Source organism: Cohnella boryungensis (assembly GCF_042651945.1).
GTDB lineage: Bacteria > Bacillota > Bacilli > Paenibacillales > Paenibacillaceae > Cohnella > Cohnella boryungensis.
Map to the genome: position 1 here is coordinate 1 of NZ_JBHSED010000055.1, position 13,599 is coordinate 13,599.

Here is a 13,599-nt window from a genome sequence, read left to right on the forward strand (position 1 = left end):
AGGAGGAATCACAGAATAACCTCGCTTCCCTAATTATCTATTTCATCATACAACAAATAAATGTATTTGAAAATTAATGCATTTAGGGGCTTTCAGATAACGTTTTGTATTCGGTATTATCGGATGTTTCCGGCTTCCTTGAATTACTCGCAGGTATGATCTTATGAACTGTTTATGCTGATATTGCCCTTGAGATTTTTCTATTTCATTTGATCTTTTATTTTTCTTCATGCAACACTTTGTTGCTTAATATAATCTCCTTTGAGACTTTCTACTTATAATTCCCCGAGTCACATAAAATGAAATTCCTACAGATATCAAGAGAGTACTGAGACTCCTTATAAAGACGTCAGAAATTATTGAAGTAATTATTGCACTAACAATTACTTGAATGATGATTAATAGGACTATAAAAACTGCCACAGCATAAAGAATTCGCTTGATATTTGGCACTATAACTCTCCTCCAAGTGCTTAATTTTGTACTATAGGTTATATATAATCTCTCATGCATTCGGACGTTTCCGATAGCGTTCCAGTATTCACGACGTCCAACTCCCTTAAGCCCGAAGGGCGACCGTGACGTGGTTAGGGAGTTGGATGTGTCCGACTGTTGCTTCTATGTATCTGAGACACTCCAATTCCGGTCCGAACCAATGGCCAATTGGTCCGAAGCGTGGATATGGTGTTAGATAATGGGTACGCCTTCCTGAATAAGCTCAGTATTACTAGATCACTTAGTTGTGAGTCTTACAACATTAATTCAAGTACTCTAATCCCATCCGTAATAATCTTTTCCAATCGCACTATTTCCTCAGTTTCCCATTCGGGTACAAATAATTCTCCATCGCCTCTTACTGCAGGAAAATTATTCCCATAAAACAGCTTGTTGTATATATCAATAAACTCATTTGAATCACCTAAATAAATAGTTCCAGACGATTTAGCCAGATCAGATATTGTATTCCAAAAATTAAGCATCTCAGTACAATCCATTTCATTCTTGCTTTCCATCAAACCCCTTATCAAATTTATAGATAATCTTGTGATTTCATTAACGAAATTTAAATCGTTGAAAACTATATACTTGGTTAATTTAGTCATATTATCAAATATTAATAACTTTCCATCTTCGATTACAAACCCATCATTATCGTTAGTAAACCAAATACTTAAATATTCTTTTTCATTTACTACAAAAACAAAAGGATAGTGTACTCTCATTAGCATCCCCCATTTGATCTTGAATGGAGCTAAAGATTTGCGCAACTTTTCTTGTATTCACAACTCCATACCGACTTAAGGCTCGCAAGGCACCGGCCGTGATACAGTTAGTAGGTGCGGATATATCCGGCTGATTCCGCTCCATGCAATTCAGAAGTTACTCCAATCGAATCCTCTCCAGCTCCGATCCAGACCGAGGGCCGAATGGCCCGATGCGTAAATATGATGTTAGGCGATGCCGCTTCTCCTAGAATTACAATCAATCTTCCTCATCCCATGCCCATTTAATCATTCCAATTCCGATTCAACTCCTCGAAAACACTTCGATTAGAGAGGCCTAGGGCTCACAGCGCGAAAATAGTGGCAGACGAAGTTCCCGTCATCATCGATTATGCCTTCAACTTTAAGTCTGATATTTCTAAACTTATTCACCATTATGTGCCTATCTTCTTCAGTGCTTAACAGTCTTCTCTTTCCTAATCTCTTATCAAACCAAGATATTGCTTTAATTATTGGGTTTGATGATTTCATTGCTTCGTCAATTGATAAATTTAGATATTCTTCAATTGATTTATAAAATCCAAACTGATTATATATCCCTTGTCTTCCCATTTCTGCATCCGCAATTCTATATGCCCTGTAGTACCCCTTGTCCTTTTCTTGGTTTCTCCAATCAAGAGAATTAGTTTCTTCCCTGATCTTGTTTGCTATAGTATTTAATTTATATCGCAACTTTACAGTGCAAAAATCATGTATGATTTCATCATCAAAAGTGATCCACGATCTACCAACCTTATCATGAGTCCCTCTATATCGAGTACTATTGAAAATGACTCTTTCCTTCAGAGAGTCACAGAGTCTTGATTCAATTTGTTCTTTCATCTTACTCCACTGCAAATACCTCACCTCCATTCAGGGGGATTTTGCCTAACGTTCCAGTATTCACGACTATCCAACTCCCTTAAGCCAAGAAGTCTTCCTCTTCAAAGAATTAGCTAAGATCATTCTTTATTCTTTCAATACTTTTATTTGCTCGATCATTCAATGATTTTTTATCTTTTATATTGTAATTTTCAAGTTCATGTCCTGGATCAATTATTAATGGCTTTTTGATAATATCTTCAAGAAGAGTAAATGACGTTTTGTATGCCTCGATTCTGAGGTCTCTATCTAATTGTTTTTTAGTCTTTTGGATGATTTCAATAATTCTTTCAGCATACAGAAGCCTAACAATGCTATCTGAACTCATTACATTTCTAGAGGCAAATGATAGAACTTCCTTGAGAATTCGCTTATCTTGATAATTAGTTGCAATAGAATCTAATCGAAATAGTGTTTTACAGTCTCTAATGGATAGTTCCTGTATGCTTTGGTCTATTATCTCGTTAATCCATTTTATCTCTAATTGCTTAGGTATGTTATATTGCTTGTACTCTTCAAATAGTCCATCCCGATACATCTGGAATGTACTACCATCGTATGAAGTAAACAATTCCTTGGCTCTTATAATCTGGTCATCCATTTTAGCACCGTCTTTAATCAATATTGTTTAGAAGATTTCCGAAACGCACTTGTATTCACGATGTCCCACCACCTTAAGGTCCGAAGGACCCACCGCGATGCGGTTAGGTGGTGCGGGTGTGTCCGGCTGATTATGCTTCACTGTAAACTGAAAATGCTCCAGTCTGATTCCTCGGCAACGCTCCGAAGCGTGAATATGGTGTTATGCGAGCCATTCTGGGCAAGGAATTCCGGCGATTTCGGAGGAACGCGAATATCCTTCAAATAACCCGGTTTTTCGTACAAGTTATACGAAACGAGTCTCCAGTCGCGTGTGTCCCCCGACCAACGAGCAGGATGTGCCGCTTTTGCGGTTTCATAAACCTGTTTGCGGCGATCGAAAATCTGTTCCACAAGCTCGTCATGTCGTTGGCTCGGTGTCAGGAAATTCAAGCCGCTGTAACGGTGTTCTGTGTTATACCACATCCCCAGATCGCTCGGGCCTTTTTTTCGAAGCACCAACAGATCGGCGGTTTCCGTCAAGGCAGCTTCTTTACGCTTTAGCTCCCAGCTAAGGTCGCGCAGCTGCTGATCTTTCGCGCGCAGTTCCTTTGCATCCTGCTCGCCTGCAAACAGGCATCGCGCCATGTGGCCACCTGCTCGACATACAGCCCTTTGACGCGGCAATATTCCGGATAGCTCGATCTCGCTTAAACTCGCGGTCTCCACTACGATGGAGAACTTCTCCCGTGTACTCTATCGCTCGCTTGATCTTTCGCCATCGGGCTTAACTAAGCCCTGCGCCAAGGCGGCATTAATCACTCTACGATCCGCTGCTTCAATTCTTTGTCCATTTGGTTCATTGTCCTCCTGCCTCGACCTCTCTGTTTCTCACTATACGTGCTGTTGAGGGGTAAGACAACTATTCTGACACAGGGGCGAACAAGGAAAGCTTCAAATTAAATTCGGATTGGAATGATGCTGTACAGTTATTTCTTCAAGATTGCAAAAGTCAGAAACTTTTGCAAGGAGAGCATCCCTCGCGATCGCAACGGCTTGGAAAAACTCAGACAGCATCTCGTCGCATTGGAACTGCAACTGCAGGAACTCCCTCCCGCCGTCTTCAAAATGCTGCCCAGACTGCTTGACGAAGGTCTCGCTTTACGTACTCTTAATTGTAACCTCCACAGCTTTACCGTACTATCTTTCGATACCAGTCTCCCGATTGATCTCCTCAAACGCCAACGCGCTTTCCACGACTGCCTTCACTACATCCAATTTTTGGATGAAGCGGAATTCGCATTCGCCGGAACTCTGTTTAGATGCCATTTAGATCCGTCTGGTAAAATCGGTATTTGTCTGCAAGTTGAAAGATTATGAGGAGGGAAATCGAACTTGTATAAACGCCTATTAAGTCTGTTTCTATTGTTTTGTATACTCGTAACCTCAATGTCTCCTGCGATTAATGCCGCTTCGCCGACTTCTGTCGAATCCGCGCAGCCCGTGCCTCAAAGCTCGTTCGAAGATGTGACACCAGCGGCCTGGTTCTACGATGCGGTCATGTTTGTCAAGCAGAATGGCCTATTCAGCGGCACAAGCAAAGATCGCTTTTCGCCTGACGCAACCATGAGTCGTGCCATGTTTGTTACTGTACTTGGGCGAATCGCCAAAGTGGATGTGAGTCAATACAAGACTTCCGCATTTACGGACGTGCAGCCGGACGCTTGGTATGCGCCTTATGTGCAATGGGCAATCGAAAGCGACATTGCAAGCGGAACCGGCAGCAGCAGCTTCTCGCCGGACGCCGCTATTTCGAGAGAACAGATGGCAATGATGATATTCAAATATTTTGAAAGCAATCGTATCCCTTATCAGACAACCAACCAGACAACCAAGCCTAAAGACATATCCGATATTTCTCCATGGGCGGTTGATGCTGCGGGTAAGCTTTGGCAGGCCGGCTTGTTTGGCGGAGATGCAAACGGCAATTTCCAACCGCATGCAAAGGCCACGCGCGCTGAAGCGGCCGTGATTTTTATGCGCACGGACAAAGTCGCGAGGGCCAGCGACGGCATAACCTATACGGTTTCTTTTAACCCGAACGGCGGCTCGCCGATCGACAGCCTGAGTCTGAAGCGAGGCGAATCGCTTAATCAGCTTCCGCTCGCATTCAAGCAAGGCTACATTTTCAATGGCTGGTATAAGGATCGTGCTTTTACGCAACCGGTCATGAATGGCGATTCCGTCAAGAGCGACATGACCTTGTATGCCAATTATATTGCATCGCCCGATGATGCTGTGAAAATCATTCCGAATGCATACGCAATGGATCAGGCACCGAACTTTCGGATCGCCGTGAAAGATTCTACAGGTAAAATGACGGCGGCGACTGTTCAAGCCGGCATGACATTCAAATCTCCGTCCAATCCTGATTTTGCAGGAATTGCAGTAACTGGCTCGAAGGGTAGCTTTACTGTAGCTGCAAAAAGCGGTGCATTCGAAGAGGGCAGCACCTATCAAATCACTTTGACGAACAAAAATCTTACTTTTACAGGTAAGGACACCACGACGAGAAACTATATTTTTAGCATTGCCAAAAAAGAGGTCATGCGGCTGCCTCTAAATCCTTACATGGTTTATTTGAAGTTTTCCGACATTTCTAATATGACCCAAAATGGAGCATCGGTCGCTTCCCCTTCGATCGCTGTAATGAGCGCGAACGTTGGCGGCGGATCGGGTCCGAACTCGGCCCCAGTTACGAGCGGCACCTTTCGCTATGACGGAAATACGCGCTTGAAGGTGGGCGATACCGTCTCCGTTTATGAAGGGACTCGTCCGGATCTGCGCACATTGAATACTTCCGATGATGGCGATATCGCCTATGTAGCGATCACTGCGATCAACGGGAATATCTATTCCTACACCGGCGCGGACCCAATGAACGTTCTGCTTAAACCGCACGTGCTGCCGGTCGACCCTGCGTCGGACACCGACGGGGACAGGACGAACCGCTCCATCACGGTCGCTCCGGCGTCGATGGATTATTCCGACGCCAAATATGCGCCTATGGGCCTTAACGCCGCTACCGTTGCCAGAGTCGGGGACTTCCTCGCGCTCGTCAATATGCGTACGGGAGCCTCTTCAGGCTACGGAAAAGTGACGTCCGTTTCCACCTCAGGGAATCATTATGTAATTGCTTATACCGATGCGATACAAGATGACATCACTCAAGCCCTGAATTTCTATAAGCAGGAAACGATTGACGGAGCCGACCTGTTGTCGCAAGCCGATATCGCCGCTTTGGAGGAGCAAATCAAGCGGCAAGCGATGGCCAGCGGATTTGTCGACGAAGTCGCAAACTATTTGTCAACTGCCGCTTTGCAAACCGATAGCTTCAAAACGTTGATGGCAGCCAACGCACCAACAGATTTGCCGAAAGACAAAAAGCCGGAGGTCCGTATCCTCTCCGTGGAACCGGGAGACGAGAATGCGGAAGTCACCTTGCACAACTTACAGGTTTCAGCAGACATCGGCTCGAAGCTATCCCACTTCCAGGGAAAGAGCGGCTTGCGTCTGAATCTCGCCGTTTCGAGCGATATTCAAGTTTCGACAGGCGCGGACAATGATATCCTTATCCATATGAGCTCTGCATTTACGGAAGAAATCTCCTTGAGCGTGGGTGTAAACGGCAATACGGTTTGGGGATATATCGATCTGGGACTTTTCGATCTCCCGTATCCCAAGGACTATCAAGCCAGCGCCAACCTGGACGCCTTCACGTTTACGAGCATCGACGCGTCTGCACAGATCGGCACCGTGGCAGCGGATACTCCACGTGATCGCTGGGCGAATATCTGGGATACTGCCAAAAATAAAGTAGACATCAAGGCACAGCTGAAAGCGGTTCTGGAGCAGACCCCTTCCTCCCCGGCCAAGGTAGACGCCAATACGTTGGTGGAAAGCTATCAAGCGATGCTGGAGAACGAGACGGATTGGGTAGATCTGGTAGAGAAAGAAATCTTCGAATACGACAAACACCTGTTATTGGGTCTTCTTCATATCAACTTTAAAGGAAGCTTTGTCATCAGCATGAATCCGAATATTGCCTTAGGGATCGGCTTCAGCTATGAATCCGCGAAGAGATATACCGCCAGCTTTAAACTCAGCGAAGGCTCGCCTTCTTTCGGCACGGTGGATTTGCCGGGCGACGGCACTTATAACTTCTATTTCTACGTGATGGGAACTCTGGGGCTGAAGGCGGGAATTCGTCTCGAACTGGCGGCTGGTTTGTTTCATATCGAATTGGACAGTATCGGAATCACGGCAGAGGGCGGCGCCTATCTCCAGCTCTACGGGTATTTCTATTACGAAAAGTCATCCTCGGCGCCGACAAAAACGTTAGGCGCGCTGTTTCTGGAGATCGGTATGTATGCGGAGGCAGAGTGGGGGGCGCAGATCTTCGGCGGGTCATACTCGTATTCCGACCGCTTTTCTAGTGAGTACTGGCCGCTCTATAGAGCCGGTACGCCGAATGGCCATTTCATCGGCTTCGCCTATGAGCAAAAAGATGCACCTTCCTTTTTCGCCATGGAGGCGAAAGTTTTCCCATCGATCTTGGACGCCTTGAAACTGAACGATTTGAATCTGGTAACGGGCGAAATCATTATAGGTAAAGATCTTCTACAGAATTACACCATCAAGTTTGATAACAATAAGTTTACTTACGATCCGAAGACCTTCCGTGTAACCGTATCGCCGACAGCCGCGGATCAAGAACTCACCAGCAAGATGACCGTAACGTGGAAAGGCTCAACGACAGGTTTAAATTCCCTTCCCTACTCGCGCAATATTAATTTGACCTGGTACAAGAGCGGATACCACTCTATAACCTTGAATCCTAATGTCCCATTAATAAACGGTCAAGATCCAAGAGAGGAAGTTCGGGTAAACGAGTACGGGCGGGTCGTTCAGTCAGTCAACACGTCAATCAAAAATGTAAAAAAATTAACAAACGTGCCCAAAAGAACTGGCTATACATTCAAGGGATGGGCTTTGGATCCTGAGGGAAAGAAACCTTACCTCATTCCTGACACCATGCCAGCAGGGAATATAACGCTTTATGCGCAATGGACACCGCACACAAATATACCCTACTTGGTCGATTACATTACGATAGATCCCGATACAGGGAACCGCACCACCAAGAAAAAAGATACCTTTTCCGGTACGGCAGGCGCTTCCGTTTCGCCGGTACCGATCCCAATCCAAGGCTATGATACACCACCAACACGAACAATGACAATATTTGGAACCGGTTTAGCGAAACTGAGCTACGAATACCTGCCTACCAAGCGCAAAATGACTTTCTATGCCGATCCGGGCGGAACCTCGATCATTTATTCGGCCAGAGGCTTATCGAAGGTACCCGACAGTGCAGTGCCGATTTTCACCAAACCCGGTTATACCTTTGCGGGCTGGTCACAGGCGATTCCAGGCACAATGCCGTCAAGCGACACCACTTACACAGCGACCTGGAAGGTACGTACCGATACGCCTTACCAGGTTTTGAACAGGCTGCAAGGTCTCGGAAGCACTTCGCTTTATGTTGAAGCCGACATGGGAGGTTATCAAGGGACAACTGGCGCGCTTGCAGCGCCAGCGGTTCAGCCGTATCCCGGCTTTACCTATGACCATACCACAGCTTATGACAGCAGCGGTAAAGCACTAGAATCGAGTACGATTGCAGCCGATGGAAGTCTCACGATCGTGCGTTATTACAAGCGCAATAGCTATAAATTGACGTTTGATGCAAACGGAGGCACTGGCGGCTCCACAGATCAAGTTCAGTATGGAGCCCCTCTTGAAGCGCCAACTGTCTCCCTGTCAAGCTGTACGCTATACGGCTGGTCACCGTCGCTTCCAAGCACCATGCCGGCCCAAGACGTTTCCTATTCCGCACAATGGCATTGTCCGCCGCCATCGTCATCGTCACCGGTACCGGTGCTTAGCGGCGCCAAGTCGGTTCTGTCCAATGTGTACGGGAATGTGACTGTGGGCAGCCTATCGGTTCCGAGCACCCTAACCGTAGGTCAATTGTTGAGCGGGTTAACGGTATCCCCGCACGCTACTGCCCAAGCGTTGGATCAAGCCTTGACACCTGTAACCGATCAGACGGCCGATATCACTTCAAGTATGGTCGTACGCGTTACCGCTCAAAATTCGACGACCACGGATTATGCGATTCTGTACAACGACGTAACATTGACCTCGACATCGCCCAGCTATCACATTGATCCGGTCGCAGGGACGATTACCGTTCCTCTGTTTACTTATGGTATGACTTTGGCTATAACTGCACCGCCAAATGGAAGCTATAAGGTCTATGACCAGAACAACACAGAAATTTCTCACGGATATTCTATGCAAAGCGGAGACACGTTAATCGTAACCGCACAGGACGGTACTCAGAAGACGTATACCTTTGTCGTACAGTAAGTTCATAATAAAATCGCCCGCAGCTGGTCACAGCAGACGGGCGATTTCATTTAACAATCAGAAGTTATAAGCATTATCGGGCTTTTACCTATCTGATTGCTACGACATAAACGTTAAACCGCCGGTCCACAGGACGGCGATAGCCGTTTATGCTTGTCCGGACGCTGTTGGTTCAGAGCATTTTTTTCATTTCATAGTAACTGGCTCTTTTCTCATCGCCGCGTTCCCTATAAAACTGGATCAGAGTATTTAATGCATTGTCGAACCTTACCTCGTAAGGTTGCTGTATACTTAACATCCATGAATAAAGCTTGTTTTCAAATAACATGCCTTTGTACAGCTCCACCATTTGCTCGAGGATTTCCATTTTACTCTTATCTTCATTATAACTTTTACTGAAGTGATCGAACTCCAACAAATCCACTTTAATGTCTTCGAGGTTGAGCCAAATGTTCCCGAGTTTGCTCTTGATCAAATGATGGATTCCAAAAGATTCGAATCGCTTCTTTAAGTTATATTGCGTCGTATATAAGTTTGCATAACCTCTATCCATCTCCAAATTAGGCCACAAGTCATGAATGATTCGTTCTCTGGACACGTACTTGCCATTCATGCACAGCAAATAGGCGAGAAGCTCTTCCGTTTTTTTGGTTCGCCAATTGTCGTCGATCAATTTCCCGTCTATAAATACGGCAAAATCGCCAAAGCACTTCATCTCGATTTTGTGTCCCATGTCGCTTTTGCTTCTAATCTTCTTTATTTTTTCCAATGTGACATAAAGCTGTTCGTACTTCACAGGCTTAACGAGAAAATCCAACGCTTTTGTTTCAAGCGTGTCCGACACATAGGCATGGTAAGCGGATGTAAAAACAAAATCCATATCCGGTCTTTTTTTGAACATCATCCCCAACAAGGTTATACCATCGATCTCCGGCATTTCGATATCCAGAAAAGCAAGATCGGGCTGTATGCTGCTCATTTCTTCCAAGGCTGCTGCAGGATCGTCATACATCGCAACGACTTCGACATCCGCAATTTTTTCCAACTTGCTTTTCAAGTTCCGCAGCGCATAATATTCGTCGTCTATAATAATAACTTTCATGGTTGCTCCTTAATGGGTACGTCAAAACGAACCGCAGTTCCTTTACCCTTCTCGCTGACGATTTGAAGCTGCGTTCCATACTCGGCCTTAAGCCGCGCGTTTATATGGGCAAGCCCAATGCCCTTGTTGGGCGAGTATTCAAGCAGATTATATTTGTCCGCTTCTTCAATACCGACGCCGTCGTCTTCTACCGCGATCAAGTAGCCGTGTTCAAGCTCTTTAGCCCTGATCGTGACTGTTCCTGCAATTTTCCTTTTGCGTATACCGTGTTTAATCGCATTTTCTACCAAGGGTTGGATAACCAAGCGCGGCACCTTCAACTGAATGTCTGGATCAATATCATAGTTGACAAATATTTTGTCCGGGAACCGGGCTTGCTCAATGCGAACATAAAACTTGACTGCATCCAACTCCTCATGGATAGAAATATATCTTTCCGAATTGCTGTAATCGAATATATTTCTGAGATAGTGGGATAAATCGTTAACCAAGCTTCCCGCTTTTTCTTTGTTTTCAGCAATAACCCCTTCTATTACATTCAAGGTGTTGTGAACAAAATGCGGATCCATTTGTGCCCGTATGAAAGCAAGCTCAAACTGCCTGGATTGAATTTCGGAATTTTCAAATAGAATTTGATTGCGTTGCTTCTCTTCATTTAAATCATTTATGATTTCTGCGAGAGACAGGGCAAAGGCGATAGCGGACACACAAGAAAGAAAAAATAAGTAATAAATCATAATGTAACTTTGCGGCAGCATTCCAAAAACCGTTAAATAAAACAGGATTACAGACACAATACACAAGAGCCATGCCGTTATGAGTTGCGGTGAACGAATGATTTTGTTCCTTATGCCCTTAAACATAATCATAAAATACATTACATACACCACAGAAGATGCGCCCGCACCAAACGCTCCCAGCTCTTTACTGATGAAAAGAAACAGCAATAAAGTGATGGGGAAGTAAACGATGAGCAGCTTTAAACAAAAATCGATCTTGGGGAACCTGGTTTTGGTCTGAAAAATCGCTCTCATAAAAATGGCGATGGCAAGCGACATGAGAATGCCGATGCCCGCGGAATATTCCGCAATCCAATTGGCGTACTTGAAGCCCGTGATGTTTAGAAGGCCCGTCGTTGCTGCATTCCATAACAAGGTGGTAAAAACAAAAAAGCAGTATTTTATAAAAGTTTTGTTTTTTATGGCTATGCCCGTGACCAAATGATAAAAAAACAATGCCACCAAAACGCCGAATAAGATGCCCCCTACCCAGACGTTTATCATGCTTGTCTTTCTAAAGTGATCGTCATTTACGAGCTGGACAATAAAGTTCTGACCGTATAACGATTTACTTGTCATGTATATGTACTGATTATTATGATCAAAATGAGGCGGGATTTTGAATGCGGGGTAGACATAGCCTATCTCATCGGAATTACTCTTATACGCGTATCCGAAATGCTTTATTTCGTAATCGTTACTTGTCGGGAGGTAAATCGTTACATCTTCAAAAAGAGGGTTGTTTATTGTAAGGTAATTGATTTCATCCGCGTTATACCGATTTAATTTTATTTTGAACCATAACCGAATCGAAGAATAGCCAACCTTGGAAGAGTTGCCAGGCAAAGCTACGAATTGATCGCTGTCTTTAACATCGGACAAGGTCATTTTTCCTGAATTGTCTTTTAAAATCTCCATACTGATATCATCTTTGGATTTGTTCGCATCCTGAAAGTAAATGACGAAAACGAATGCGGTGCAAAGCGATATAGCTAAAATAATGGTCATGATTTTCATTGAAAATTTAGTAGATTCCGATCTCATAAACAGACTCCCCAGTAAACTCGGACGGTGTCGACTCTTGGAGCAATTTTACCATGGTTCCGTCCATCCTTCAATCTGTCCAGCAGGCACGACGGATCCATGCTTACGATCCGGACGAGCGAGGACTCGATGTCATGATTCGTGTAATCCACATACACTAAACAATCTTTATATCTGCCCTATTTTTTTGAAATTTTATAAGATTCAATCATAATCATCCATAGGTTTATAGTATCATTGATCGCTACTTGGAATAGTTCAAAGACGCCGCAGGTTTCTTTATACTCGACTCTCGAATCTCTCTCAATCAGACTTATAGTGTCAGCCTTCGTATATCACCAAAAAATCAGTTGCGTATATCCTTTTCTGCGCATAACCTGCGAACGCCTGATTCGTATATCTAAACTGAAAAATCAAAGTTATGCGAAAACAAGGCAACAAAAGCGAAGTGAGGAAACAGGTAAAACCTTTCTGCGCAAGGGTTTCGGGCATTTCTAAAGGGTCAAAAAAGTTCGCATAATACGGTGTTAAGTGAAGTGCCCGCCTTCATCGAATATCCCCTATCAATGCTCTTCATATTCAATTAGCCAACAGTCTCTATATTGTCCTTCATGAAATTCGTGCTTCTCCAAATACTTCTTCTTAGTAAACCCACACTTCTCATATACCTTAAGAGCTCTTGTGTTCCATGCTTGCGGATCCATTACAATCTTTTTCGCTTCTTGCTGATCGATCAAATATCTAACTGTTTCATTAATTAATTGAGTCCCGATTCCCTGGTTCCAAAATGATGACTCCCCGATAAATTGATCCATTCCAAAGATCTTTCCGTAGAAATCGACGTAACCATACTTCTCAATCTCTTCTTCATCTATCAAATAAAACTGTAAATAACCAATATCATGTGATTGATATTGAATAATGCATTGTGTAGTTTCATCTCTATTCTCGTAAAAGTGCTTTTGAACTAATTTTTTGTCATGCGCTCGATCCCGTCCTTCATAATACTGAAGGACTGTGGGATCCGAGAGCCACTTAACAAGTAAATCAGCATCTTGTTCTTCAAGACTTCTCAGACAAATTTCATTGTTCTGAAAAATGATCATTGTTGTTCTCCTGTTCTTGTGAACTTGCATTGCGGGAATTTCGCTTAACCGAAGGGCGAAGTCCAGATGCGTGAACATCATGTTAGATGACGTAACTGACTCCTTGATAAATTTACAATATGATTTTATTAATTAATTCCAATTCTTCATTTAGTTTTGATTCAATTTTTTCAATCCACTCATCAGGGTTATTAATTTCCACCGGGAAACTGCTCTTATGCAGGAGATAGTACTTTAATTGCAAATAACTATAGGAAAATCCTGAGCGCACCATTGCTTCCTGTATCCAATAATTCCATGTTCCTTTAATAATGCCTCTAATGAATGCACAACTTCTGTAATAAATTGAT

Annotated in this window: 9 protein-coding genes; 1 reads left to right on the top strand and 8 read right to left on the bottom strand. The window is 44.0% G+C overall.

Annotated elements, in window-relative coordinates; genetic code table 11:
• Positions 1–749: 749 nt before the first annotated feature.
• The 4 genes from ACFO1S_RS21640 to ACFO1S_RS21655 all read right to left on the bottom strand — a co-directional run bounded on the left by ACFO1S_RS21640 (position 750) and on the right by ACFO1S_RS21655 (position 3,371).
• A complete protein-coding gene (locus tag ACFO1S_RS21640) occupies positions 750–1,223 on the bottom strand; it encodes a hypothetical protein (protein WP_204606378.1) in 474 nt (157 codons plus the stop codon).
• 327 nt (positions 1,224–1,550) lie between these two features.
• The gene (locus tag ACFO1S_RS21645) at positions 1,551–2,120 is read right to left on the bottom strand and encodes an SF0329 family protein (RefSeq protein WP_378127554.1); all 570 of its coding nucleotides are present in this window, start codon (positions 2,118–2,120) and stop codon (positions 1,551–1,553) included.
• A gap of 94 nt (positions 2,121–2,214) precedes the next feature.
• Entirely contained in the window at positions 2,215–2,745 is a 531-nt protein-coding gene (locus tag ACFO1S_RS21650) for a hypothetical protein (RefSeq protein WP_378127556.1), read from the bottom strand.
• Positions 2,746–2,882: 137 nt separating this feature from the next.
• Positions 2,883–3,371: a hypothetical protein gene (locus ACFO1S_RS21655; RefSeq protein ID WP_204606375.1), complete on the bottom strand. Its 489-nt coding sequence runs from the start codon at positions 3,369–3,371 to the stop codon at positions 2,883–2,885.
• Positions 3,372–4,118: 747 nt separating this feature from the next.
• On the opposite strand from ACFO1S_RS21655, the gene ACFO1S_RS21660 reads away from it, so the two are divergent.
• The gene (locus ACFO1S_RS21660; RefSeq protein ID WP_204606373.1) at positions 4,119–9,218 is read left to right on the top strand and encodes an InlB B-repeat-containing protein; all 5,100 of its coding nucleotides are present in this window, start codon (positions 4,119–4,121) and stop codon (positions 9,216–9,218) included.
• A 172-nt stretch (positions 9,219–9,390) separates the two neighbouring features.
• Here ACFO1S_RS21660 and ACFO1S_RS21665 read toward each other — a convergent pair whose 3' ends face one another.
• From ACFO1S_RS21665 to ACFO1S_RS21680, 4 genes are all read right to left on the bottom strand, one after another.
• Positions 9,391–10,320, bottom strand: coding sequence for a response regulator (locus ACFO1S_RS21665; RefSeq protein WP_204606372.1), 930 nt, complete (start codon positions 10,318–10,320; stop codon positions 9,391–9,393).
• Positions 10,317–12,143 (bottom strand): histidine kinase, encoded by a 1,827-nt coding sequence (locus tag ACFO1S_RS21670; RefSeq protein ID WP_378127558.1) that lies wholly within the window; start codon positions 12,141–12,143, stop codon positions 10,317–10,319. Before ACFO1S_RS21670 ends, ACFO1S_RS21665 begins: the two co-directional genes overlap by 4 nt.
• Before the next feature lie 563 nt (positions 12,144–12,706).
• Positions 12,707–13,249, bottom strand: coding sequence for a GNAT family N-acetyltransferase (locus tag ACFO1S_RS21675; RefSeq protein WP_378127560.1), 543 nt, complete (start codon positions 13,247–13,249; stop codon positions 12,707–12,709).
• Positions 13,250–13,361: 112 nt separating this feature from the next.
• Positions 13,362–13,599, bottom strand: a 238-nt coding sequence (locus ACFO1S_RS21680) for a hypothetical protein (protein WP_378127561.1), incomplete at its 5' end; no start/stop codon positions are given.